The 23403-nt window shown below is 68.0% G+C and carries 22 protein-coding genes; 8 read left to right on the top strand and 14 right to left on the bottom strand.

All coding sequences use genetic code 11. The features are described 5' to 3' along the window. Positions 1–72 precede the first annotated feature (72 nt). Positions 73–516, top strand: a complete 444-nt coding sequence (locus ACFX59_RS04305) for a MarR family transcriptional regulator (protein WP_309693687.1) — start codon at positions 73–75, stop codon at positions 514–516. A gap of 22 nt (positions 517–538) precedes the next feature. Here the strand turns inward: ACFX59_RS04305 and ACFX59_RS04300 are convergent, their stop codons facing one another. Continuing rightward, positions 539–2773 (bottom strand): TonB-dependent receptor, encoded by a 2235-nt coding sequence (locus tag ACFX59_RS04300; protein ID WP_387429982.1) that lies wholly within the window; start codon positions 2771–2773, stop codon positions 539–541. Positions 2774–2850: 77 nt separating this feature from the next. Between ACFX59_RS04300 and ACFX59_RS04295 the strand changes: the two genes are divergently transcribed. Then, complete coding sequence (locus ACFX59_RS04295; RefSeq protein ID WP_387429980.1) at positions 2851–5325, top strand: PepSY domain-containing protein; 2475 nt, start codon at positions 2851–2853, stop codon at positions 5323–5325. Positions 5326–5337: 12 nt separating this feature from the next. Here the strand turns inward: ACFX59_RS04295 and ACFX59_RS04290 are convergent, their stop codons facing one another. Beyond that, the gene (locus ACFX59_RS04290; protein WP_307103982.1) at positions 5338–6078 is read right to left on the bottom strand and encodes a gamma-glutamyl-gamma-aminobutyrate hydrolase family protein; all 741 of its coding nucleotides are present in this window, start codon (positions 6076–6078) and stop codon (positions 5338–5340) included. Continuing rightward, complete coding sequence (epsC, locus tag ACFX59_RS04285) at positions 6075–7049, bottom strand: serine O-acetyltransferase EpsC (RefSeq protein ID WP_307103980.1); 975 nt, start codon at positions 7047–7049, stop codon at positions 6075–6077. Before epsC ends, ACFX59_RS04290 begins: the two co-directional genes overlap by 4 nt. Before the next feature lie 212 nt (positions 7050–7261). Here epsC and ACFX59_RS04280 point away from each other — a divergent pair, with 212 nt between their 5' ends. Then, positions 7262–8281: a class 1 fructose-bisphosphatase gene (locus ACFX59_RS04280; RefSeq protein ID WP_309693677.1), complete on the top strand. Its 1020-nt coding sequence runs from the start codon at positions 7262–7264 to the stop codon at positions 8279–8281. 278 nt (positions 8282–8559) lie between these two features. On the opposite strand, the gene ACFX59_RS04275 is transcribed toward ACFX59_RS04280, so the two are convergent. The 9 genes from ACFX59_RS04275 to ACFX59_RS04235 all read right to left on the bottom strand — a co-directional run bounded on the left by ACFX59_RS04275 (position 8560) and on the right by ACFX59_RS04235 (position 17280). Next, the gene (locus ACFX59_RS04275) at positions 8560–9579 is read right to left on the bottom strand and encodes a LacI family DNA-binding transcriptional regulator (RefSeq protein ID WP_387429977.1); all 1020 of its coding nucleotides are present in this window, start codon (positions 9577–9579) and stop codon (positions 8560–8562) included. A 10-nt stretch (positions 9580–9589) separates the two neighbouring features. Beyond that, entirely contained in the window at positions 9590–11272 is a 1683-nt protein-coding gene (locus tag ACFX59_RS04270) for a GMC family oxidoreductase (RefSeq protein WP_387429975.1), read from the bottom strand. 31 nt (positions 11273–11303) lie between these two features. Then, positions 11304–12149, bottom strand: coding sequence for a sugar phosphate isomerase/epimerase family protein (locus tag ACFX59_RS04265; protein WP_387429973.1), 846 nt, complete (start codon positions 12147–12149; stop codon positions 11304–11306). Continuing rightward, positions 12146–12721, bottom strand: a complete 576-nt coding sequence (locus ACFX59_RS04260) for a gluconate 2-dehydrogenase subunit 3 family protein (RefSeq protein ID WP_387429971.1) — start codon at positions 12719–12721, stop codon at positions 12146–12148. The genes ACFX59_RS04265 and ACFX59_RS04260 overlap by 4 nt, the downstream gene beginning before the upstream one ends. After that, positions 12718–13527 (bottom strand): DUF1080 domain-containing protein, encoded by an 810-nt coding sequence (locus tag ACFX59_RS04255; protein ID WP_387430278.1) that lies wholly within the window; start codon positions 13525–13527, stop codon positions 12718–12720. Before ACFX59_RS04255 ends, ACFX59_RS04260 begins: the two co-directional genes overlap by 4 nt. A gap of 17 nt (positions 13528–13544) precedes the next feature. Next, complete coding sequence (locus ACFX59_RS04250; RefSeq protein WP_387429969.1) at positions 13545–14465, bottom strand: hydroxypyruvate isomerase family protein; 921 nt, start codon at positions 14463–14465, stop codon at positions 13545–13547. Next, positions 14462–15766 (bottom strand): MFS transporter, encoded by a 1305-nt coding sequence (locus ACFX59_RS04245; RefSeq protein WP_387429967.1) that lies wholly within the window; start codon positions 15764–15766, stop codon positions 14462–14464. The genes ACFX59_RS04250 and ACFX59_RS04245 overlap by 4 nt, the downstream gene beginning before the upstream one ends. A 69-nt stretch (positions 15767–15835) precedes the next feature. Continuing rightward, entirely contained in the window at positions 15836–16876 is a 1041-nt protein-coding gene (locus tag ACFX59_RS04240) for a sugar phosphate isomerase/epimerase family protein (RefSeq protein WP_387430276.1), read from the bottom strand. A 14-nt stretch (positions 16877–16890) separates the two neighbouring features. Further along, positions 16891–17280, bottom strand: a complete 390-nt coding sequence (locus ACFX59_RS04235; RefSeq protein ID WP_387429965.1) for a c-type cytochrome — start codon at positions 17278–17280, stop codon at positions 16891–16893. Positions 17281–17402: 122 nt separating this feature from the next. Here ACFX59_RS04235 and ACFX59_RS04230 point away from each other — a divergent pair, with 122 nt between their 5' ends. Together ACFX59_RS04230 and ACFX59_RS04225 are read left to right on the top strand one after the other, a co-directional pair. After that, on the top strand, positions 17403–18596 hold the full coding sequence (locus ACFX59_RS04230; RefSeq protein WP_387429963.1) for a Gfo/Idh/MocA family protein: 1194 nt from the start codon (positions 17403–17405) through the stop codon (positions 18594–18596). 20 nt (positions 18597–18616) lie between these two features. Then, positions 18617–19156 (top strand): GNAT family N-acetyltransferase, encoded by a 540-nt coding sequence (locus ACFX59_RS04225; RefSeq protein WP_387429961.1) that lies wholly within the window; start codon positions 18617–18619, stop codon positions 19154–19156. Positions 19157–19161: 5 nt separating this feature from the next. Here ACFX59_RS04225 and ACFX59_RS04220 read toward each other — a convergent pair whose 3' ends face one another. Then, positions 19162–19614, bottom strand: coding sequence for a DUF4126 family protein (locus ACFX59_RS04220; protein WP_354294393.1), 453 nt, complete (start codon positions 19612–19614; stop codon positions 19162–19164). 122 nt (positions 19615–19736) lie between these two features. Here ACFX59_RS04220 and ACFX59_RS04215 point away from each other — a divergent pair, with 122 nt between their 5' ends. From ACFX59_RS04215 to ACFX59_RS04205, 3 genes are read left to right on the top strand one after another with little or no spacing between them, the layout of a single operon-like run. After that, positions 19737–19934 (top strand): hypothetical protein, encoded by a 198-nt coding sequence (locus ACFX59_RS04215; RefSeq protein ID WP_307103956.1) that lies wholly within the window; start codon positions 19737–19739, stop codon positions 19932–19934. A 6-nt stretch (positions 19935–19940) separates the two neighbouring features. After that, complete coding sequence (locus tag ACFX59_RS04210) at positions 19941–20897, top strand: aldo/keto reductase (RefSeq protein WP_387429958.1); 957 nt, start codon at positions 19941–19943, stop codon at positions 20895–20897. Positions 20898–20957: 60 nt separating this feature from the next. After that, a complete protein-coding gene (locus tag ACFX59_RS04205) occupies positions 20958–21323 on the top strand; it encodes a response regulator (protein ID WP_307103951.1) in 366 nt (121 codons plus the stop codon). Positions 21324–21342: 19 nt separating this feature from the next. On the opposite strand, the gene ACFX59_RS04200 is transcribed toward ACFX59_RS04205, so the two are convergent. Continuing rightward, positions 21343–23388, bottom strand: coding sequence for a putative bifunctional diguanylate cyclase/phosphodiesterase (locus tag ACFX59_RS04200; RefSeq protein WP_387429956.1), 2046 nt, complete (start codon positions 23386–23388; stop codon positions 21343–21345). Positions 23389–23403: the final 15 nt, after the last annotated feature.

Here is a 23403-nt window from a genome sequence, read left to right as displayed (position 1 = left end):
GCCCCACTCCCATCCCATCCCACGCCATCCCAGGGATGACCGTCATCCCCGGCCTCAGCTCAGGATATGTCGATGTCGAAAAACCTGGCAGCCCGCTACCCCGCCACCCATGGTCGCGCGGCGATGTCCGCCGCGCCGATCCGGACGCATAACGGCCCCACCCTGCTCGCCCTCGCCCGCCAGATCCAGGCGATGCGCGCCAATACCGCCAAATTCTTTCCCCGCGACGTGTTCCGCGATTCCGCCTGGGACATGATGCTGGAGCTGTTCATCGCCGAGCAGCAGAACCGCCCCCTCTGCGTCAAGGAACTGATCCTCGTGTCGGGCGAAAGCTCGACCAGCGCGCTGCGCCGCATCGACCGGCTGGAGGGGGCCGGGCTGATCCGGCGACGGACCGACCCGGCGGATCACCGGCGGCTGGCCGTCACCCTGACCCAGCGCGGCACCGATGCGATGACCGCGATGCTGCGCCACCTGGACCTGTCCATGACCGAGGACGGGCGGCCGCAAAGCTGACCCGTCCCCGGCCGCATGGCGATCAGAAGCGCTGGTCCCACCCGATGGTGAAGGTCCGCCCGCGCCCGGCGAAGAAGGCCAGGTTGTCATTGGGCAGCCGGGTGTCGCTGTTATAGTCGATATAGAAGCGATCGAAGATGTTCTGCGCGCTGACATAGAAGCCGCCGATCCGCGTCTGGTAGCGCAGATAGGCGTCGGTCACCGTATAGCCGCCGAAATTGTTGCGCGGATCGGGATTGGCCTTGCCGTGGAAATTGCGCGCCAGATACAATTGCGTCTGCACCCGCGCCGAAACCGGGCCGGAGGCGAAGTCGGCCGCCACGTTCATCCGGTCGGGCGAGATGTTGGTGCCGTCCAGATCGGTGTCGACCTTGCCGTCCGGGTTGCGCGTGTCGCTGTCATATCTGCCGATCAGATGGGCATAGCCGGTCGACAGGCGCAGCCCCTCGATCGGCATCTTCATGCCCAGATTGAGCTCCAGCCCCTGGATCTCGACCCGCTGGCGCTGCACCTCGAAGATGCCGTTGCCCAGCGCGAGCAGCACTTGGCCCTTGTCGCTGGACGACCAGAAATAGGTGGCGCTGGCGTCCATCGGCCCGCGCTTCACCTCGACGCCGATCTCGCGATTGTTCGAGATGACCGGATCGATCGCGCGGAAATTGCTGAGGTCGGTGCCGGGGGTGGACACCGCGCGGGTGATGCGGCCGATATCGGCCATGGTGAAGCCCTGCGCATAGCTGGCATAGGCGCGGATGCCCTTCCACGGCTCCAGGATCACGCCGCCATTGTACAGCAGCTGGTCGAAGCCCGGTTCGCCGCCCTTGACGCTGACGCCGCCATAGGTCGCCGCATTCTTGCCGTCATAGGTGTTGGAGGCGAGCGTGTGGTAATCGTTGATGCGGACCTTCACATTCTCCCACCGGACGCCGCCCGCCAGACGGACCACGCCGTCGAACAGCTTCAGATTGGCCTGGGCGAAGGGCGCCAGGCTGCGAAAATCGGCGGGTGGCACCCAGACGCGGTTGGTGATGATCAGCCGCTGTTCCGACTTGTCCCACAGCGCGTCGAAGCCGATCGTCGCGACCAGCGCCTCGAACCCCGGCACCGCGCGTTCATAGCTGACCCGCGCGCCCAGCTTGCGCGACCGGTTCTCCGACTGGTCGAGCAGCGTGCCGACCGGCGCGATCGCCGGGTCCTGGAAGGTCGCGATCGCCGTCGGCTCGCCGCCGAACGTGTCATAGGTGCGGTTGAAGAACAGCTGCGCCGTCAGGTTGCCGCCCGCCACATCGCTGTCGGTATAGGATAGCGACAGGGCCTCGGCCTGGTTGGCGGCGGGCTTGCCGGGCGGGTTGCCGCGCACCGCGCTGGTCGGCACGCCGGTCAGGCGATTGCCCGCCAGCGGCACGAACCGCCCCTCGCCATCCAGCGTGTAGCGATTGGCGATCAGGTCCAGCCGCCCGGTGTCGCGCAACTGCACGCCCAGCCGGGCGAACAGGTCGAGCGCGTGCGAATCCTGCGTCTCGCCCTGCGTCAGGTTGATCCCGATCCGGCGATCCTGCGCATCGTAGAAGACGCCGCGCCGTTCATAGGACGCCCCCAGCGTCGCGTCGAAGATACCGGACTTGTACTGGACAAGGCCCGCCGCCTTGCCGCCCAGCCCTTCGCCCTCGAACCCGTCGGCGGTGGTGCCCTGCACCAGCGCGCGGCCCGACCAGCCCTCGGTCCGGGGTGGGCCGACCGTCACCTGGTTGATGATACCGCCGGTCCCGCCGACGCCCTGAAGCGCGTTGGAGCCATAGATCAGCTCGACCCGGTCGATGAAGAAGCCGTCGATGGTGAAACCGTCGCGGCTGCCGTCGCGCAGCGGGGTCGTCTGCGGAATGCTGTTGATCGCATAGAGCGGCGAACGTCCGCGCAGCGTCTCCCCCGCCCCCGACAGCTTGCCGCGAGTCGGGGAAAAGCTGGGCGTCAGGACCGATATGGCATCGGTCGTGCTCCCCGAGATCGCGATCTGCTGGTCCAGCGCCGCCTTGTCGATGATGTCGATGGTCAGCGGCAGTGCGTTGGGCGGCAGGATGGTGCGCGCGGCGGTGACGACGACCTCCTGCTTGTCGGCCTCGTCCGCCGCGCCCTGCTCTGCGGCGGGTCGGACCTGCGCGACGGCGGGTGCCGCCATCGTCAACATCGCGACCGCGCTGCTGGCAAGCCACGCCCGGCGCAGACTCGACCGAGCATTCGCCCCAATCTTATGCATCATTACCCCCTCGAAACCATTGACCAGAATCGCGAGGCGCCCTAACGCTACTCATTATCAATAACAAGCCTGGTTCGACCGTGATTTCGACGCGCACGATATTGTTTCAGGTCCACTGGTTCCTGGGCATTACCGCCGGACTGGTGCTGGCGGTGATGGGCGTGACCGGCGCGCTGATCAGCTTCGAGCCCGAGATCCTGGCCGCGACCAATCCCGGTATCGTGACCGTCACCCCCGGCCGGACGCCGCCCTTGCTCGCGCCCGCGCTGATCGCGCGCATCCAGGCGGAGATACCCGGCCTGCACATCCAGCGGCTGATCGTCGAGCGCGATCCGACCCGTGCGGCGATGGTCGGCTATACGATCGGCGACAGCAAGAAGCGCGAACGCGCCTATGTCGATCCCGCGACCGGCGCGCTGCTCGGCGAACCGCAGGGCAGCGGATTCTTCGAGACGGTCGAGAATCTCCACCGCTGGCTGGCGCTGCCCGGCAAGGGCAACGGTATCGGACGGCAGCTGACCGGCTTTGCCGCGCTGTCGCTGATCTTCTTCGCGCTGTCGGGCCTCTATCTGCGCTGGCCACGCCGCCCGCTGGACTGGCGCAACTGGCTGGTGCTCGACCTGCGCAAGACGGGGCGCAACCTCTACCGCGCGCTGCATGCGGTGGTCGGCGGATGGGTGCTGGTCTTCTACCTGATCAGCGCGGGCACCGGGCTATGGTGGTCCTATGGCTGGTATCGCGACGGCGTGCGCCATCTGCTGACGACCGAACAGGTCGAGCATGAACGGCGCGGCGGCGGGGCCAAGGATGCCAGGCCCGACCTGTCGCGCGCCTGGAACAGCTTCACCCAGGCGACCGGCGGGCGCGACTATGAGCGGATCACCGCCTCTATCCGCGACGGCGCCGTCCAGTTCCGCGCCAAGCTGCCCGGCGGACGGCATGACCGCGTGTCGGACGAGGTGACGGTCGATGGCGCGACCGGGCGGATCGTCTCCGACACGCCCTATGCGACGCGGCCGCTGGGCGACGATATCGTGACCAGCGTCTATGAGATTCATCGCGGCGCCTATTTCGGGCTGGTCGGGCGGATCGTCATGACGCTGACCAGCCTGACCATGCCACTGTTCACGGTGACGGGCTTCCTCCTCTATTTCGCGCGGCGGCGACGCAAGAAGGCGCTGGGCGCGGTGCTGGCCGAGACGCCGGTCGCGGCCCCCGAGGCCACGACGACGCTGGTCGCCTATGCCAGCCAGACCGGATCGGCCGAGCGGATCGCCCGGCTGACCGCGCAGGCGCTGCCCGATGCCGCCGCCGTGCCCGTGACCGCGCTCGATCCGGCGCGGCTGGCGGGATTGCGGCAGCTGTTCGTCGTCGCCAGCACCTATGGCGAAGGCGAGCCGCCCGATGCTGCGCGCGGCTTTGCCCGGACGCTGGCCGAGGCGCCCGGCGACCTGTCGCATCTGCGCTATGCCGTGCTGGCGCTGGGCGACCGCGAATATAGCGATTTCTGCGCCTTCGGGCACCAGATCGACCGCTGGCTGCATGCGGGCGGCGCGGAGCGGCTGTTCGATGCGATCGAGCTGGACGGCGACGATGCCGATGCCCAGCGGCTCTGGCAGCAGCAGCTTGCCAGCCTGGGCGCGCGGACCGACCAGCCCGACTGGACCCCCGCGCCGATGGCCGACTGGCGGCTGGTCGAACGGCGCCTGCTCAATCCGGGCAGCCATGGCGGACCGACCTGGCACGTCGCGCTCGCCCCGGTCGACGGCGCGGCCGAATGGGCGGCGGGCGACATATTGGAAATCCTGCCGCAACAGGATGTCCGCCGGGTCATCGCCTTCCTGGCGACGACCGGCCTGCCCGACACGCCCGCGATGCGTGCGCGGCTGATGACCAGCATCCTGCCGTCCGAGGCCGGACCCGGTTTCGATCCCGACACGCTGCGCCCCCTCGCCCACCGCGAATATTCGATCGCCTCGATCGCGGCGGCGGGCCGGGTCGAACTGATCGTCCGGCTCTGCACCGCCGAGGACGGGCTACCCGGCCTGGGCTCCGGCTGGCTGTGCGGGGGCGCGGCGATCGGCTCGGTGGTCAAGGCGCGCGTCCACGCCAATCCCGCCTTCCATTCCCCCGCCGACCCCGCGACGCCGATCGTGCTGATCGGCAACGGCACCGGGCTGGCCGGGCTGATGGGGCATCTGCGCCAGCGCGCCGCGACCGGCGGCGGCCCCGCCTGGCTGTTCTGGGGCGAGCGGCATCCCGACCACGACGATTACCATGCCGCCGAGCGTCGGGCGCTGGGCCAGGCGGGCGTGCTGACCGGCATGGCGACCGCCTGGTCGCGGCTGGGGACCGGCCCGCGCTATGTGCAGGACGTGGTGGCGATGGAGCACGACACGATCCGCGCGGCGGTGGCGGCAGGCGCGACGCTCTATGTCTGCGGCAGCCTGAAGGGCATGGCGGGCGATGTGCACCGCACGCTGACCGAGCTGCTCGGCGACGCGGTGCTGGAGGAGATGGCGGCGACCGGGCGTTATGCCCGCGACATCTATTGAGGGTCCGTTCCCTCAGGCATGGCCGCGCGCCGAATGGCCCAGGCGGGTGAAGAAGCTGCGCGCGACATGGCACTGGGCGACGTCCCATTCGGGATGCCATTGCACCGCCAGCACATCCGCGCCGCAACCGGGGGCGCGGAACGCCTCGATCAGCCCGTCCTCGGCATCGCGCGCCTCGACCACCAGGCCATAGCCCAGCCGGTCGACGCCCTGCTGGTGGACCGAATTGACCTCCAGCCGCCGATCGCCGCCCCGCCCCGCCAGCACGCCGCCGGGCATCAGGTCGACGGGGTGATGATGGCCGAACAGCGACTCGTAGCTTTCGTCCCAGCTGCCGCGATGATGGCGCGCCGAGCCGCCCAGGCAGGTCAGCGACCCGCCGAACAGCACGTTGATCTCCTGCATTCCCCGGCAGATGCCATAGACGGGTTTGCCGCGCTCGATCATCCGCCCGCCCAGCGCCAGCGCGACCGAGTCGCGCCGCGGGTCGCATGCCTGGGGGGCGAGTTCGGCGCAGTCGCCATATTGCGCGGGCGCGACATGCGAGCGTCCCCCGGTCAGCAACAGGCCGTCGAGCATGTCAGCCATCATCACCGTGTCGACCGCCTCCGGGATGGCGGGGATCAGCACGACGCTGGCACCGCCCAGCTTGACCAGCGGATCGATGAAGCGCGTCGCCACCGCCTGGATCGGCCGGTTCGCCTCCTCGTTCCCGCACATCAGACCGATGATCGGCTTGCCGCCCCGGATCATGCCCGTCCCTCCAGTTCCTGGCGTAGCGCGCGGCCCTCCGCGATGGCCAGGGCCTGCGCCTCGGGCTGGACCAGCACGCTGTCGGGCGCGGCATCCGCCAGCAGCCAGACATTGCCGCCGATCACCGAGCGCGCGCCGATCGTCACCCGGCCCAGGATCGTCGCGCCGGCATAGACGATGACGTCGTCCTCGACGATCGGATGGCGCGCGAAGCGGTCGCGCGGCGAACGCGGCGCGGTGCCCAGCGCCGAACGCGCACCCAGCGTGACATGCTGGTACAGCCGCACCCGCTCGCCGATGATCGCGGTCTCGCCGATGACGACGCCGGTGCCATGGTCGATGAAGAAATGCCGCCCGATCGTCGCCCCCGGATGGATGTCGATCCCGGTCCGCTCATTGGCGAGTTCGGAGATCATCCGCGCCACGATGGGCGCCCCCAGTTCGTTCAGTTCATGCGCGATGCGATGGTGCAGGCTGGCGGTCGCGCCGGGATAGCAGAGCAGGATCTCGTCGACGCTGCGCGCTGCCGGATCGGCCAGGAAGGCAGCTTCGACATCGCTGTCGATCAGGTCGCGGACTTTGGGAAGGGTGGCGCCGAACAGTCGGGCGATCAGCGCGGCCTGTTCGGGCGGGAAGGCGGCATCGGCATCCTTCTGCCAATAGGCCAGCTCCGCCCCGATCTCGCGCTCCAGCGCGGTCAGCCCGGCGAGCAGCTTGGCGGCGACGAAACGGTCCTCCTCCACCCCCGCCCCCCGGAAATGGCCCAGACGGCGCGGATAGAGCGCGGCGGCGATCAGCGCGACGACATCCTCGACCCCGGCGCGCGACGGGAAACGCTCGACGTCGCGGCCCGCATCCTGCCGCTGCCGCCAGCCATCGCGGGCGCGGCGCAGCCCGGTGACGATCGCGTCGATGCCGGTCGCTGCATCGGGGGCGGCGCGGTCGGTCGGGGTCAGGGCTTGGGTCGACATGATGATCCTCCGACCGGCAACATATCCCACTTGGCGAATGGGATATAACAGAAATGCTACGTCCCTATAAAGCACGGGCTTTGCTTAACGGACGGTTGCGCGGCTCGGGGGGCTGGGGCAGGGTCGGTGCATCATCATGGCCCGGTCGGCGGGAGGGAGCCCGCCCGGCCGATCGTCCCACGGCCCCATCCATTCCCCGGAACACCGCGACGATGACCATAGCGCGCCAGACGACGCTGACCCGTTTCCTGATCGAGCAGCAGCGCCGCTCGCCGGAGACCTGCCCTCCCGAACTGCGCCTGCTGATCGAAACCGTGGCGCGCGCGTGCAAGGCGGTGAACCAGGCGATCTCCAAGGGCGCGCTGGGCGATGTGCTGGGCTCGCTGGGCAGCGAGAATGTGCAGGGCGAGGTCCAGAAGAAGCTGGACGTGATCGCCAACGACCTGTTGCTCGACGCCAATGAATGGGGTGGGCACCTGGCGGCGATGGCGTCGGAGGAGATGGAGACGATCCACCGCATCCCCAATCGCTACCCCAAGGGCGAATATCTGCTGCTGTTCGATCCGATCGACGGGTCGAGCAATGTCGATGTCGACCTGTCGGTCGGGACCATCTTCTCGGTCCTGCGCGCGCCCGAGGATTGCGCGGGGCGCGAGGTGACCGAGGCGGACTTCCTGCAACCCGGCCGCGCGCAGGTGGCGGCGGGCTATGCGATCTATGGGCCGCAGACGCTGCTGGTGCTGACGGTCGGCGACGGGGTGTATGAATTCACGCTCGACCGCGAGCTGGGTTCGTGGCGGCTGACCGACGGGCCGATGCGGATTCCGGCGGGGAACCGCGAGTTCGCGATCAACATGGCGCGCCGCCGCCAATGGTCGCCGGGCATCGCCCGCTATATCGAGGAACGCATCCTGGGCACCGAAGGGCCGTGCGGGGTGGATTATAATATGCGCTGGACCGCCTCGATGGTGGCGGACATCCACCGCATCCTGAAGCGCGGCGGCGTGTTCCTCTATCCGGGCGACCACCGCCAGTCGGGCAAGGCCAAGCTGCGGCTGCTGTACGAGGCCAATCCGATGAGCTTCCTGATCGAACAGGCGGGCGGCGCGGCGATCGACGGCGCCATCCCAATCATGGATGTCGAGGCGATCGGCCTGCACCAGCGCGTCGGCGTTGTGCTGGGCGATGCCGAGGAGGTGGCGCTGGTCGCGGAATATGGGCGAACGGGGTAAGGGATTCCCGTGGCCTTCGACTTCGCTCAGGCTGAACGGAGGAAGGTATCCCCTTCGACCCCGGCGAAGGCCGGGGCCCAGGCGCCACCCGGCCGATGGCGCGCCAGGCAAAGCGGGGGAGGCAGGTTCATCCCGTCATTCCGGCCACATGGCAACTGGGCCCCGGCCTCCGCCGGGGTCAACAGGGATGTTGGCCCGCTCTCCCCCCTCCGTTCAGCCTGAGCGAAGTCGAAGGCCAAGGGAATCCCCATCCGTCCGGCCCGGACCATGCACGGCCCCTACCCCCGCCCCACCGACTCGCGCGCGACCAGTTCAAAGGCCATCACCCGGTCCTCCACGATCCGCAAGCGTAGTGCCGCCAGCACCTGCTCCACCGCGCCGAACGCCATGTCCTCGACCGGCTGGCGGATGACGGTCAGCGGTGGCCAGACCCGCGATGCGATCGCGGTGTCGTCGAAGCCCGTCACCGCCAGGTCGTCGGGCAGGCGCAGGCCCATGCGGTGCGCCTCGCCGATCAGCCCGGCGGCCATGTCGTCGCTGCTGCACAGGATCGCGCTCGGCCGGTCCGCCAGCCCCAGCAGGACCCGCCCCGCCGCCGCGCCGGACAGCGGATCGAATCCGCTCTGGATCACCAGCGCGGGGTCATAGGCCAGGCCCGCAGCCACCAATCCATCGCGAAAGCCCGCCAGCCGCTCGTCGGCGACCGAAAAGCGTTGCGGCCCGGCGATGAAGCCGATCCGCCGGTGCCCCACCCGTGCGACATGCGCGGTCATCGCCGCCATCGCCGCGCGGTTGTCGATCCGGACGGTGGCGATGTCGGGCAGCGCCTGCCCCGTCGCGATCGCCGCCGCCGCGACGCCCAGTTCCTCGAACAGTCCCGATCCGCTGAGCAGTTCGGCAAAGGGCGGCACGAGCAGCACCCCCGCCGCCCCGCTCTGCACCAGCGCGCGCACCGCCGCCTCGGCCGCATCGCGGGTCAGCCCTTCCTCGCCCTGCGCGATGAATTGCAGCCCGCGCGCATTGCTGGCGCGCAAGGCCCCCAGCAGCACCGAGTCGATGAAGGGCGTGCTCCGGTCGCTATAGACCAGCCCCAGCGTGGTGGCGCGCGCCTTGGCCAGCCGACGCGCGGCCACATTGGGGACATAGCCCAGTTCCTCAATCGCCGCGAGCACCGCCGCGCGCGTGGCCGCACCGACCCGGCCCGCGCCGTTGATGACGTTAGACACCGTCATCGCCGACACGCCCGCCCGCTCGCCCACCGCGCGGATGGTGACGCCTTCGGGGCGCCTGGCGGTCATGCGCGGGAGGTCAGACGGCGCCAGCCTTCAGCCCCTTGACCGCGTGATCGGCCGCGCGCGCGGTCAGCGCCATGAAGGTCAGCGACGGGTTGACGCACGACACCGACGCCATCTGCGCACCGTCGGTCACATACAGGTTCGACGCGTCATGCGCCTGGCTCCATTTGTTGAGCACCGAGGCGCGCGGGTCCGCCCCCATGCGCGCGCCGCCCATTTCGTGGATCGCGTCGCCCGGCACATGCTCCTGCTCTCCGCTGGTCACGTTCCTCAGGCCCGCCGCGCGCAGCATCGCCTCGCCCTCGCGCCGGGCGTCGGCCATCATCTTCAATTCGTTGTCGCGGAAGGTCACGTCGAACTTCAACAGCGGCACGCCGAAGCGATCGACCTTGCTGGAGTGCAGCGAGATGCGATTGTCCTCATAGGGCAGGCATTCGCCGAACGCGCCCATGCTGAACTGCCAGGGACCATAGCGGCGCATGCCATGCTTCATCTCCGCGCCGAAGCCGACCGGCTTGGCGGCATTGCGATAGGCCGAGCCCTGATAGCCATAGCCGCGCCGGAAGCCCAGCCCTTCGTCGCCCTTCAGATTGCGGAAGCGCGGCACATAGACCCCGCCCGGACGGCGACCATATTCGATCAGATCCTCCATGCCGGGAATCTCGCCCGACACGCCGACGCGGAAGATATGGTCCATGACATAGCGGCCCAGCGTCCCGCTGCTGTCGAAATGGCTGCGCTCCGAGCCGGGCGCGCGCGAGTTCATCAGGATCTGCACCGACGCCATCGCCGAGGCGCAGACGAAGACGAGATTGGCGGCCACCGTCTGCGCCTGCCCCGTCTTCGCATCGACATAGCGGACGCCGGTGACCTTCTTGGCGGCCGGATCATAGTCGATCCCCGTAACCACCGCGTCCGATTGCAGCGTCAGCCGCCCGGTCGCGCGCGCGGCGGGCAGCGTCACGGCTTGCGTCGAGAAATAGGCGCCGAACGAGCATCCATTGCCGCACTGGTTGCGGAACTGGCATTTGGTGCGGTTCTGGTCGGGCTTGTCCTCGGTCATGTTGGACAGGCGGGTGTTGATCAGCTTGCGGCCCGGAAACTGGCCCTCCAGCCGCTCCTTCAACCACTTCTCCGCCACGTTCATCGGGATCGGCGGCTGGAACTCGCTGTCGGGCAGATAGGGCAAATTCTCGCGCGAGCCGGAAACGCCGATATATTTCTCGACATAGGAATACCACGGCGCGACGTCGTCATAGCGGATCGGCCAGTCGGCGGCGACGCCCTCGCGCTTGTTCGCCTCGAAATCGTCGGGGCTCCAGCGGAAGGACCAGCGGCCCCAGATCAGCGACTTGCCGCCGACCGCGCCGGGGCGGATCCAGTAGAATTTGCTCCCCTCGTCATAGGCATAGGGGTTCAGCCGGTCGTCATTGTAGAATTTCTGGTTGCTGGGCGCGACATAGCCCTGTTTGGCGATGAAATAATCGCTCTCTACCAGTGGCTTGGGCATGATGTTGCGCGCGGGCACCTCGAAAGGCGGCTTGCCGTCATAGGGATAGCCCTCGCCATGCTCGACCATGACGCCCCGGTCGAGCATCAGGACGCGCAGGCCCTTTTCGGTCAGTTCCTTGGCGGCGAAACCGCCGCTGATCCCCGACCCGATCACGATCGCGTCGAAACGGTTCGTCGCCGCCATGGCCTATCCTCCCTATATCGTTCTTGTCGTTTTAGAATCGAAGCGCTTGCAGCGTCTGGAAGCTGGTCGTGATGTCGGGCAGGTAAGGCGCGGGCGCCTGGTCGTTCTCGACATAGAAATGCTTCACGCCGGCCAGCCCGTTGAGCCTGAAGAGCGCAGCGAAGTCGATCTTGCCCGCCCCCACCGCGGTCATGCTGCCATCGGCGCGCGCATCCTTGACGTGATAGGCATAGATGCGCCCCGCCAGCCGCCGGATCAGCGCCGCCGCATCCTCGCCCGCATGGATCGCCCAATAGAGATCGATCTCGACCTTCACGAGCTTCGGGTCGGTGCCCTTGAGCAGCCGGTCATACAGGCTGATGCCGCCGGGCTTGTTGGTGAACTCGAAATCGTGATTGTGATAGGCGAAGCCCAGCCCCGCCTTCTTCAACTGCTCGGCAAAGCGGTTGATGTTGGGCAGCGCCGCATTCCAGCCCGCCTCGGTCCGATGCTCGTCGGTCATATAAGGCAGGATGACGGTGTCCGCGCCCAGCGTCTTCGCCATGGTCACGCATTTCCCGAAATTGCCGAGCAACGCGTCATAGGGGACATGGACCGAGGGCGCCTTCAGCCCCAGCCGGTCCTGCGTGCGGCGGAGCATGGCATGGTCCATCGCGTCGTAACCGCCCCCGCCATATTCGATCTCGCGGTATCCGATCTTCGCCACCGCCTCGAGCGTCTTGACCGGATCGGCCGCGAACAGCTCGCGGATCGTGTAGAGCTGGAGCCCGATGGCGCTCAGCCGCGCGGCCTGCGCCATGCCCGGCAGCAGCGCGCCCGCGCCCAGCCCCAATCCCATCCCCAGCCCCGCGCCCATCAGCGAACGACGATCGATCATGCCGAATATACCTTGTTGACCTGAGAATAGGGGAAGGCGCCGTTATACTCGCCGGGCACGGGCAGATATTCGCGTTCCTGCGTGATGCCGATCTCCGATGTATAATAGCCGGTGATGACCAGTTGCCGGAACGGCTCGAAGAAGGCGCGGCCCTCGGGCAGCACGCCTTCCATCGCCTCGGTCAACAGCGTGTCCTGCTGCGCCGCCGTCGCCTTGGCGGCGGGCACGCGGTGGACGCTCTGGCTGCGCGCCTCGATCGCGTTCAGCCCGGCGATGATCGGCACCCGGTCGGCAGGCAGCGACCAGTCGGCCAGCATCTTCTCGATGAATTCGGGCACCCCGGCCGCGATCGCGCCGGGCGTATCGGTGGTCGGCAGCACGCGTTCGGCCAGCGCGGTCATCGTCGCGCGCTGGACGGGGGTGAAGACCGCCCCGCTGGGCGGGCCGTTCGAAATGACGGGAATGGCGCCGCGCGTCTGCTCGACCGCCCCCGCCGCACGGGCGATGGGCGCGAACAGCGCGGAGCCGAACATGGCGGTGATCCCCGCCAGGGCATGTCTGCGGTCTATCATCGGGCATCCTCCGGCAGGTCCTGCGCGATCGCCTCGGGCGGCAGCGGGCGGACCCAGATATTGCGGAACGAGACGGGCGAGTCGTGATCCTGGAGCTGGATCGGCGCGGCATCGCCATGCGCCTGGTATTTTTCGATCTGCCGCCAGACGGTGGTGCCCAGCATCGCCTGATGGTTCTGGACGACGACGCCGTTCAGCAGCGCGGTGACATAGGCGGGGCGGAGCAGCTTGCCGTCGCCGCCGAAGCGCGGCCGCTCGAAGATGATGTCATAGCTTTGCCACGCGCCGGGCTTGCGCGCGGCGTTCACCAGCGGCGGCTTCCAGGCATAGACCGCGCCCACCTGCCCATCGGCATAGGTCGGATTGTCATAGCCGTCGAGGATCTGAACCTCATAGCGTTGCATGAACCAGATGCCGCTATTGCCCCGGTCCTGCGACGATTTGCGCGGCGGGTTGGGCGAGCGGAATTCGAGGTGCAGCTGGACATCGCCAAAGCTCTGCTTGCTGACCAGCACGCTCTCCGCCTTGCCGTCGCGCGGCGGCACGGTCAGCACGCCGCCCTGAAGCAGCCATGGCTTGCCGCTGGCCGTCCAGGCGTCGAGCGAGCGCCCGTCGAACAGCACCACCGCATCCGACGGCGCGCCGCCGGGCTGCGCGGCAGGCGTCACGACGCGCGGCGCGGGCCGGTCCGGATCATGGACATGCCATTGGCCACCAGGCAGCATCGGCGTGTCGCGAAACCCCAGGCCCGGCTTGTCCTGGGCCGTCGAGCCGCTCGCCACGGCCAGCGCGATCAACGATAGCATCCGCATCGCTCCCCTCCTCATGCTGTAGGATCGATCGCGCGGTAGGCGGCGATCAGTCTCTCTTCGCCCGCGCGGCCCTTGACCGAATTGCCATGTTCCATGCCGATCACCCCGGCATAGCCCTGTGCTTTCAGGAAGCGGCAGATACTGGCATAGTTGATCTCGCCGCTGCCCGGCTCGTTGCGGCCGGGATTGTCGCCGAACTGGATATAGCCGATCTCGTCCCAGCAGAGTTTCATGGTCGGGATCAGATTCCCCGACTGGATCTGCTCGTGATACAGGTCGGCCAGCACCTTCACGCCCGGACTGTTTGCCCCGCGCGCGACCGCATAGCCCTCCGCGATCGACTGCATGAAGACGCCGGGATGGTTGGTCCGGGTGTTGAGCGGCTCCATCACCAGCGCCATTCCGTGCGGCGCGACGATGTCCCCTGCGCGGCGCATCACGTCGATGATCCGCCCCATCTGGATCGCAGGGTGCAGACGCTTGTCCATGAAGCCGGTGACGACGGTCATCCGCGTCGCGCCGACCCGCTTGGCGACCTCGACCGCGCTCGTCACATCGGCGAGGAAGGCCTGCCGCTCGGCATCGTCGTCACCGCCCAGCAGCGGCCGGGACTCGGACCATTTGGGCATCGACGCGACGAACACGCCCATCGTCATCTTCCGGTCGCGTAGCGCCTTGGCGATCGCTTCCTGTTCGGCCACCGGGCGAAGGCGATATTCATTGTCCTCCCAGGCCCAGAAACCCTGATCGGCGGCATAGGCGATCTGCTCGACCGAGCTGTCGCCCCGGCTGGCAAAGCTGCCCAGATGCGGCGCGAAGCCCAGGGTGAAGCGCGCGGCGTTGGACGATCGGCTTGCCTTCTGCGCCGCCAGTGCGGCCACCGGCGCGGCGGCGGCGATCCCGCCCAGGATGGTGCGTCGCGACCAGCTCATGCGACGGTCTCCATGACAGGACGGCGGGGACGGCGGCGCTCGGCCAGCCAGATGCCGCCGAACACGAACAACAGGATCACCGGCACGATCGCCAGCCGCGCAAAGGACTGCGACGCCGCCGCATCCTCGACCTGGCGCAGCGCTTCGCCGGTCAGCCGCTTGAACGCCTCCGGTCCACCGGCCAGCTCGACCTTGGCGGCGTCGAACATCGCGCCGAGACGCGGCAGGACGAAGAAGCTCGCCAGCGCGCCCGCTGATCCGACCAGCCCCAATGCCCAGGCCCCACCGCGCGGATACCGCTCGGCCACCGAGGCCAGCATGGTCGGCCACATCGCACAGACGCCCAGCCCCCAGACGGTCGAGGCCAGGATCGCCGCCACCGGCGACTGCGCGCGCGACAGCAGGAACAGACCGATCCCCGCCATCAGGCTCGACACCCAGAGCAACCCTGGGTTGGACAGCCGCCCCGCGATCCGCCCGGCGAAATGGCGGAACACAAACATCAGCGCGCTGACATAGACGAGCAGCAATATGCCGCGCATCCCGACGCGGCTGCTCAGCGCCACGTCGAGCCATTGCCCCGGTGCCAGTTCGGACGCGGCGGTCAGGAACATCGCGCCGAACCAGACGAAGAAGCTGGGCCGCTTGAACACCTCCGCGATCATGCCGCCGAAACCGACATCGCGCACCTCGCGCGGCACCGGCGGAAAGCGGGTGGTCGCCGCCATCACCAGCACGCCGAGCGCAGGGATCAGCACCAGCGCCATGATCGCCTGCCACGACAAGACCTCAGCGAGGAGCACGCCCGCCAGCCCACCGACGATCAGTCCGCCGGGATACCAGGCGTGCAGCACGTTCAGCCGGTGCGTCGTCTCTTCCGGATAGAGCCGCGCGGTCAGCGGGTTGATCGACGCCTCCGCCAGACCCCAGCCGATCCCGCTGAGCAGCATCCCGCCCCAGACGATGTGATAGACCGCCATGCCGCTGGCCAGCGAGCCCGCCCCGACGATCGCCGCCGTCCCGACCAGAAAGCACAGGCCGCATCCGATCAGCATCTGCCGCGCGCCGATCCGGTCGAGCAAGGCGCTCGCCACGAACAGCGTCGCCGCAAAGCCCAGAAAGGCCGAGCCCAGCGCCGACCCGATCAGCTCCCCCGCCTGCACCGGCGCGATGGGGTCGATCCACTGCGCCTTCAGGCTGCTCGCCACCGCCGCGCGCAACGCCGCGCTGGCGGCGGCCGTGAATAGCGCCAGCACACTCAGCCAGAACAGACGCGACCGATTGTCCGGTACCGCTTCCATGCCCCACTCCCGCTTTTATTTTTTGTCAGACTTTACCTTCCGGAGCGGATGGTCAAGCCATTGAATTGCTTAAATTCCTAACCAGCGTCTATTCGCCGCCGGATCGCCCCCGCCGGCGAAATCGTCAAAGGCGCGCTCGGCCCGGCGGATCATATGGGCGGCGATGAACGGAGCCCCTTCGCGCGCGCCGTCCTCCGGGTGCTTGAGGCAGCATTCCCATTCCAGCACGGCCCAACCGGCATAGCCATATTGGGTGAGCTTGGAGAAGATACCGCCAAAATCGACCTGCCCGTCGCCCAGCGAGCGAAACCGCCCCGGCCGGTCGATCCAGTCGCTGTAACTGCCATAGACACCCGCCCGTCCGGTCGGGTTGAACTCGGCATCCTTGACGTGGAACATGCGGATGCGGTCGTGGTAAAAGTCGATGAATTGCAGATAATCCATCGCCTGCAGCACGAAATGGCTGGGGTCGTAGAGGATGTTGGCGCGGGCATGGCCGCCGACTGAATCCAGGAACCGCTCGAAGGTCGTTCCGTCGTGGAGATCCTCGCCGGGATGGAGTTCGTAGCAGAGGTCGACGCCCTCCTCCTCGAACGCATCCAGGATCGGCCGCCAGCGCTTGCCGAGTTCGGCGAACCCTTCCGCGACCAGTCCGGCGGGCCGCTGCGGCCAGGGATAGACGAAGGGCCAGAGCAGCGCGCCCGAAAAGGTCGCATGCGCCTTCAGGCCCAGCCGCCGACTCGCCCTGGCGGCATATCCGAGTTGCTCGACCGCCCATGCCTGTCGCTCGGCGGGTTTGCCCCGCACCGCCTCGGGCGCGAAGCCGTCGAAGGCGGCGTCATAGGCGGGGTGGACCGCGACCAGCTGCCCCTGCAAATGGGTCGAGAGTTCGGTGATCGCGACGCCCGCCTCGGCACAGCGCCCGGCCAAGTCGTCGCAATAATCCTGGCTCTCGGCGGCGGTCTTCAGGTCGATGCAGCGAGCGTCCCAGGTCGGGATCTGCACGCCTTCATAGCCCGCCTCCGCCATCCAGCGCGCCGCCGAGTCCAGCGTGTCGAACGGGGCCGCATCGCCCATGAACTGGGCCAGGAAGATGCCCGGCCCGCGCATGGTGGGCGCCGCACTCACTTGGCGGTCTCGGCCTTGAGATAGGCGATCAGCGCGGCGCGCTTGGCCGGATCGGCGACGCCGATCGGCATCCGCGTGCCCGGCACCTTCTTCATCGGGGCGGCGATGAACTCGTTGAGCGTCTTGTCGTCCCACTTCAAGCCGGAGGCCTTCATCGCGGGCGAATAGTTGAAGCCGGGCACCGCCCCGGCCTGCCGCCCGAACACCCCGTTCAGATTGGGACCGACGCCGTTCCGTCCGCCCTTGTTGAGCGTGTGGCAGGCGCGGCAGGCGGCAAAGGCCTGCGCCCCCGCGGCGGGGGCCGATTGCGCGGTCGATGGCGCATTGGCGGCGATGACGATGGCCATGGCGCCGGGCAATGCGGCCAGCCAGAGCAGCTGCCTCATCCTCACTCTCCTGTCATTTTCTTTCCCAGACTCGCTGGTTCGCGATCGAGTTTACCGCTAAACCGCTGGCGTGCAAGCATCGAATGTCGCCATGTGGAGCGACCGGGGCAAAGGAGAGGATGATGGCGAAGCGCAGGTTGCGGCTGGCGATGGCGGGTGGCGGCGAAGGGGCCTTTATCGGGGCGATCCATCGCATGGCCGCGGCGCTGGACGGGGATTGGGATCTGGTCGCGGGCGCGTTCAGCAGCGATCCGCAGCGCAACCGCCGGACGGGCGAGCGACTCGGCCTGTCCCCCGACCGGGTCCATGACACGCTCGACGCGCTACTGGCCGACGAGCGCGCGCGTGCCGCCGGGGACCGGATCGATGCGGTTGCGATCGTCACGCCCAATCACCTCCACGCCCCGATGGCGATCGCCGCGCTGAACGCCGGTTTCGCGGTGTTCAGCGAAAAGCCGATGGCGATGAACCTCGCCGAAGCCCGCGCCATCGCCGAGGCCGCCCGCGCCTCGGGCCGGCTCTATGCGCTCGCCTTCACCTATAGCGGCTATCCGATGGTCGAGGAGGCGCGAGCGCGGGTGGCGCGCGGCGATTTCGGCGCGATCCGGCTGATCCATGTCGAATATATCCAGGGCTGGCTGAGCCGCCCGCTCGACCGCGAGGGCAACAAACAGGCCGAATGGCGCACCGACCCGGCGCGCGCCGGGCTGGGCGGCTGCCTGGGCGATATCGGCACCCATGCCTTTCAACTGGCCGAGCATGTCTCCGGCCACCGGGTCGCGGCCTTGTCGGCGGACGTGACCACCCATGTCGACGGGCGGATGCTCGACGACGATGTGAACGTGCTTCTCCGCTTCGATGGCGGCGCGCGCGGTACGCTACGCGCGACCCAGGTGGCGGCGGGCGAGGAAAATGGTCTGCGCCTGCGCATCCATGGCGAGAAGGGCGGGCTGGAATGGTCGCAGATGGAGCCGAACACGCTGACCCTGCGCTGGCTCGACCGCCCGGCGGAGATCGTCCGCGCGGGCGGGCCGGGGCTGGCCGACACCACCCTGCCCCGCCAGCGCACGCCGGGCGGCCACCCCGAAGGCTATATCGAAGCCTTCGCCAATCTCTACCGCGCGGTCGCCCGGACGCTGGACGAGGATGGCCCGGCAGAGGGCGGCGCGATCGGCGCGGCGGAATGGTTTCCAGGATTGGTGCCGGGGTTGCGCACCATGGCCTTTGTCGAGGCCACACTCGCCAATGCCGCGTCGGACGAGAAATGGACGGCGTTTCCCGAAGTCGATAGCATCGGGAAAATGGCTGAACTTTAGGGAAAGATGGTTCGACTACGATGGCCGGCACACGCAACCTGTCGGATTATCCCGACCTGTCGACGCCCCGGCTGTCCTTGCGACGGCTGGCGACACGGGATGCGGCGGCGATCGTCCGGATCGTGGGGCAATGGGATGTCGCACGCCGACTGGCCCGCGTACCCCATCCCTATACACCGGACGACGCCCGCTTTTTCCTGGAGCAAGTGGCGCCGCAGGAATGGATCTGGGCAATCACCAGAACGGGTGCGGACGCGCTGATCGGCGTCATCGGCCTGACACCGGACAAACGCGATGACCGGGCCGAACTCGGCTATTGGCTCGATCCTGACCAATGGGGCGGCGGGCTCATGACCGAAGCGGGACAGGCGGTGCTGTCCCATGCATTCGGACCGCTCGGTCTGTCGGTCGTCACCTCGTCCTATTTCGAGGATAATCCCGCTTCGGGGCGGGTGCTGGCCAAGCTGGGTTTCATGGAAACGGCGCGGACCATGCGCTCTTGCCTGGCCATGGGCCGTGACGTTCCGTCGGTGGAGGTGCAGCAACTCAGAAGAGCGTAAAGGCGTCAGGCCTTGCGCCCCCGCACGATCCCGACCGCGCCGGCCAGTACCGCCGCGTCCTCGGCAAAGCCCGTTTTCGTCTGGCCATAACGGCCCAGCGCCGCCATGCGTCCGCGCCAGCCGGGATAGGAGGCGATCACCGCCGTCACGCCGCCGACCGCCGCGCCCAGCCAGCGATGTTTCGGGCTGGCGAGCGCCGCGCCCGCGATCGCCGAGGTGGTGAAGCGGGCCGCGAGGCCGATTGGAACGATCCGGTCGGGCGCGGTCTTCTGCTTGTCGCCCGCCATCTCGCCGATGGCGAGCGCCAGGGTGCCCGCCGCGACCAGCGGGTTGGCGAGCCATTTCAGCGGCCCCTTGCCCAGCCGCAATTCCCCACGCGCCGCCGCGATCGACACCGCGGCCAGCGGGGTCATGGCGCGCTGTCCGCCGACCAGACCCATTTTGAACGATGCGAGCATGACGCGACCCTTTTCGTGAAACCCATGACGAGCGGCACCAATCCCGCCGCCCGCCACCGGGTTCCCGGCGGCCGTCACGCGCCCCCTTTCCCACGACATCCCGGCTGCGCCATGATGCGGGCATGAAACCCATCCTCCCCCTCGCCGCGCTGCTGTCGCTGGCCGCCTGTTCCTCCAACACCCAGCCCACGGGTCTGAGCGAGGAGGAGAACCGCCAGCTCAACGAGGCCGCCGCCATGCTCGATGCCAATGCGGTCGATCTGAACGCGATGGCGCCTTCGAACGTTACGGGGGAAACATCCCATGATACCGAGGGTTAAGCGTCCATGACCCACAAGAATCTGCGCCGCCTGGGATCGACCGACCTGATGATCGCGCCCCTGGTATTGGGCGGCAACGTGTTCGGCTGGACCGCCGATCGCACGGCGAGCTTCGCGGTGCTCGACGCCTTTGTCGACCAGGGCGGCACGATGATCGACACCGCCGATGTCTATTCGGCCTGGGTAGACGGGCATCAAGGCGGCGAGTCCGAGGCAATGATCGGCGAATGGCTGAAGGCCAGCGGAAAGCGCGACCGGGTGCTGATCGCGACCAAGGTCGGGATGCTGCCCGGCGAAGGCGGCGAGAAGCTGGCGCCCGCGCGGATCGTGGCGGCGGCCGAGGCGTCGCTGAAGCGACTGGGCACCGACCATATCGACCTGTATTTCGCGCATCAGGATGACGAGGATCAGCCGCAGGAGGCGGTGATGGAGGCCTTTGCCCGGCTGGTCGAGGCGGGCAAGGTCCGCGTGATCGGCGCGTCCAACTTCCACGCCGCCCGGCTGAAATCCGCCAATGACGCGGCGCGCGACGCGGGACTGCCGCGCTTCCACGTCCTTCAGCCCGAATATAATCTGGTCAGCCGCCACAAGTTCGAGGGCGAATTGCAGGATTACTGCGTCACCGAGAATATCGGCGTCGTCCCCTATTACGGGCTCGCCGCCGGCTTCCTGACCGGCAAATATCGCAGCGAGGCCGATCTGTCACAAAGCGTGCGGGGCGCCCGGATGGGCGAGCTGCTGCACGGCAAGGGGGCCGATGTCCTCGCCGCGCTCGACGATGTGGCGGAGGAGGTGCGGGCCACCCCGGCGCAGGTGGCGCTGGCCTGGCTGATGGCCCAGGCGGGCGTCACCGCCCCGATCGCCAGCGCGACCAGCGTGACCCAGCTAAGCGAATTGACGCCCGCCATGCACCTGACCCTGACCGATGACCAGCTGGCCCGACTCGACGCCAGCGGCGCCTAGACAGCGAAATTAAACTATATTAATTTGGAAAATCTTGTCATTCCCTTGTCATCAGAGCCCATGTCCGCACCGCGACCGACCGTCCTGATCGTCGAAGACCAGCCGCTGCTGTTGCTGCATGTCCGCTTCGCGTTCGAGGATGCCGGTTATGCCGTGATTCAGGCGGCGAATGCCGACGAGGCGCTGATCGCGCTGGACCGCCATCCGGACATTCGCGCGGTCTTCACCGATGTCGCGATGCCGGGCTCGCTCGACGGCGCGGCGCTGGCGGAGCGCATCCGGGGGGCCTATCCGCGCGTCGCGGTGCTGGTCACGTCGGGACATCAGGCCTTTGCCCCCACCGACCTGCCCGACGATATTCGCTTCGTCGCCAAGCCTTATGTCGGGCACGAGATCATCCGGATGCTGGAAGAGGAAATGGCCTGACCCCAAGCTCGTTTTCGCGTCAGGCCGCCCTGGCCTGGACCACGCCCGGACGACCGATCAGATAGCCCTGGATCTGGTCGCACCCCAATTCGCGCAGGGTTGCCAGTTGCGCCTCGGTTTCCACGCCCTCGGCGACGATCGGGATGTTCAGGCTGCGGCCCAGTCCGATCGAGGCGCGGACGATCGACAAAGCGGGGCCGTGCGAATCCATGCCGCTGGTGAAGCTGCGATCGATCTTGATCTTGTCGAACCGGAATTGCTGGAGGCTGCTGAGCGAGGAATAGCCGGTGCCGAAATCGTCCATGACGATCCGCACCCCCGCCTGGCGCAGCGCGCACAGATTGGCGGTGGCGGTCTCGCGCTGCTCGATCAGCACGCCCTCGGTCACCTCCACCTCGACACGGCGCGGGTCGAAGCCATGGTCGAGGATCGTCGCCAGCATCTGCCTAGCGAGCATCGGATCGCGCAGCTGCACCGGCGACAGGTTGATCGCCAGCATCCAGTCGCGTGGCCAGGCGCGCGCGACGATCAGCGCCTCGATCAGCAGCCGGTGGCCGATCTCGCCGATCATGCCATCTTCCTCGGCGATGGCGATGAAGACATCGGGGCTGACCGGGCCGAGCACCGGGTGGGTCCAGCGCGCCAGCGCCTCCTGTCCGATGATCCGCCGGGTCCGGCAATCCGCGATCGGCTGAAACGCCAGCTGCAATTCGCCGCGCACCCCCGCATCGCGCAGTTCGTGCGCGAGCCAGCGGCGCTGGCGGCGTTCCTCGTCCATCGCCGCGTCGTAATGGCGGGCACGGTGGCGGCCGTCCGCCTTGGCCCGGTAGAGTGCGATATCGGCGCAGGCCTGAAGCTCGTCGGCTTCGCGACCATGGCGCGGCGACAGGGCGACGCCGATGCTCATCCGCACCGCCGGGCTGGCTGGATCGTTGGCGACGATGGCATAGATGCGCCGCACCAGCGCCTCGGCATCCTGTTCGTCGGGGGCCAGATGGTGGATGATGGCGAACTCGTCCCCGCCGATCCGCGCGACGGTATCGCCGCTGCCCACCGCCGCGGCGAGCAGATCGCTGGCGCGCCGGAGCATGGTGTCGCCGGTGGCATGGCCGAGCGTGTCGTTCACGCCCTTGAACCCGTCCAGATCGATCGCCAACAGCGCGATCCGGCGTCCGGCCTGCAAGGCCGCGTTGAGCCGCCGTTCAAAGACGACCCGGTTGGCCAGCCCGGTCAGCGGATCGTGATGGGCCAGATATTCGACCTGTCGCTGGATACGCTCGCGCTCCTCGGCGGCGCGGGCCAGCGCGTCCATGCCGCGCGCCAGCTCGCCCAGTTCGTCGCGACGGCGCAGGCAGAGCGGCTCCAGCGTCAGGCCCGCGCTCATCGCGCGCATCGCCGCGACGATGTTCATCAGCGGGCGCATGATCCGGTTCCGCAGCCAGAGGATCAGCCCGGACACCAGGATCACGACCAGCAACCCGGCCAGGACCATCTGGACCAGCGCACGCCTGGCCAGCGCCTCCACCTCCCGCGTCTGCCATCCCAGCCGACGGATCAGCCGTTCGTGCACGGCGTCGCGCCGCCCCTCCAGCACGTGCAGTTCGGCGATGAAGACCGGCATGGTCCGCTTCATCGAATCCCGATCGCTCGCCTGACGGATCACGTCCCGCGCCGTGCGCAGAAGCTGCCGCTCTGCCGCCAGCTCTTCGTCATAGGCCGTGACGAGGTCGGGCGGCACGCCGCCATCCTCGATCCGCGAGGCGGCCAGCCAGGCCCGGGCGCTGGCGTCCAGCATGTGCCAGCGTTGCGCAGGCACGCTGCCCCCCTGCTCGACCCGCCGGGTCAGCGCACCGATTCGGACTCGGAAATCGCGCAATTGCGCGTCCTTCTTGTCATGCTGGTCGAGCAGTGTCGCGATCCGGCGCGTCGACTGGACCATGGTAAGCAACTGGTTGTTCAACAGAAGTCCACAGCCGCCGAGCAGCATGAAAATGCCCAGGACGATGGTCAGCATCGCCGCGAAACGAAATTCCAGGGACTGAATACGACGATGAAGCCAAGTCATGGCGTTCGTTGTATA

The organism is Sphingomonas sp. NCPPB 2930 (assembly GCF_042867205.1).
In the GTDB taxonomy this organism is placed as follows: Bacteria; Pseudomonadota; Alphaproteobacteria; order Sphingomonadales; family Sphingomonadaceae; genus Sphingomonas.
The sequence above is the reverse complement of the archived record's forward strand: the minus strand, read 5'-3'. Positions and strand labels throughout refer to the sequence as shown.

Coding starts and splice junctions, on each gene's coding strand:
- ACFX59_RS04215 (WP_307103956.1), top strand. CDS start 19,737: ATGAAACCCATCCTCCCCCTCGCCGCGCTGCTGTCGCTGGCCGCCTGT.
- epsC (WP_307103980.1), bottom strand. CDS start 7,049: ATGTCGACCCAAGCCCTGACCCCGACCGACCGCGCCGCCCCCGATGCA.
- ACFX59_RS04255 (WP_387430278.1), bottom strand. CDS start 13,527: ATGCTATCGTTGATCGCGCTGGCCGTGGCGAGCGGCTCGACGGCCCAG.
- ACFX59_RS04245 (WP_387429967.1), bottom strand. CDS start 15,766: ATGGAAGCGGTACCGGACAATCGGTCGCGTCTGTTCTGGCTGAGTGTG.
- ACFX59_RS04240 (WP_387430276.1), bottom strand. CDS start 16,876: ATGCGCGGGCCGGGCATCTTCCTGGCCCAGTTCATGGGCGATGCGGCC.
- ACFX59_RS04300 (WP_387429982.1), bottom strand. CDS start 2,773: ATGATGCATAAGATTGGGGCGAATGCTCGGTCGAGTCTGCGCCGGGCG.
- ACFX59_RS04235 (WP_387429965.1), bottom strand. CDS start 17,280: ATGAGGCAGCTGCTCTGGCTGGCCGCATTGCCCGGCGCCATGGCCATC.
- ACFX59_RS04220 (WP_354294393.1), bottom strand. CDS start 19,614: ATGCTCGCATCGTTCAAAATGGGTCTGGTCGGCGGACAGCGCGCCATG.
- ACFX59_RS04250 (WP_387429969.1), bottom strand. CDS start 14,465: ATGAGCTGGTCGCGACGCACCATCCTGGGCGGGATCGCCGCCGCCGCG.
- ACFX59_RS04200 (WP_387429956.1), bottom strand. CDS start 23,388: ATGACTTGGCTTCATCGTCGTATTCAGTCCCTGGAATTTCGTTTCGCG.
- ACFX59_RS04275 (WP_387429977.1), bottom strand. CDS start 9,579: ATGACCGCCAGGCGCCCCGAAGGCGTCACCATCCGCGCGGTGGGCGAG.
- ACFX59_RS04290 (WP_307103982.1), bottom strand. CDS start 6,078: ATGATCCGGGGCGGCAAGCCGATCATCGGTCTGATGTGCGGGAACGAG.
- ACFX59_RS04205 (WP_307103951.1), top strand. CDS start 20,958: ATGTCCGCACCGCGACCGACCGTCCTGATCGTCGAAGACCAGCCGCTG.
- ACFX59_RS04260 (WP_387429971.1), bottom strand. CDS start 12,721: ATGATAGACCGCAGACATGCCCTGGCGGGGATCACCGCCATGTTCGGC.
- ACFX59_RS04265 (WP_387429973.1), bottom strand. CDS start 12,149: ATGATCGATCGTCGTTCGCTGATGGGCGCGGGGCTGGGGATGGGATTG.
- ACFX59_RS04270 (WP_387429975.1), bottom strand. CDS start 11,272: ATGGCGGCGACGAACCGTTTCGACGCGATCGTGATCGGGTCGGGGATC.
- ACFX59_RS04210 (WP_387429958.1), top strand. CDS start 19,941: ATGACCCACAAGAATCTGCGCCGCCTGGGATCGACCGACCTGATGATC.
- ACFX59_RS04280 (WP_309693677.1), top strand. CDS start 7,262: ATGACCATAGCGCGCCAGACGACGCTGACCCGTTTCCTGATCGAGCAG.
- ACFX59_RS04225 (WP_387429961.1), top strand. CDS start 18,617: ATGGCCGGCACACGCAACCTGTCGGATTATCCCGACCTGTCGACGCCC.
- ACFX59_RS04230 (WP_387429963.1), top strand. CDS start 17,403: ATGGCGAAGCGCAGGTTGCGGCTGGCGATGGCGGGTGGCGGCGAAGGG.
- ACFX59_RS04305 (WP_309693687.1), top strand. CDS start 73: ATGTCGAAAAACCTGGCAGCCCGCTACCCCGCCACCCATGGTCGCGCG.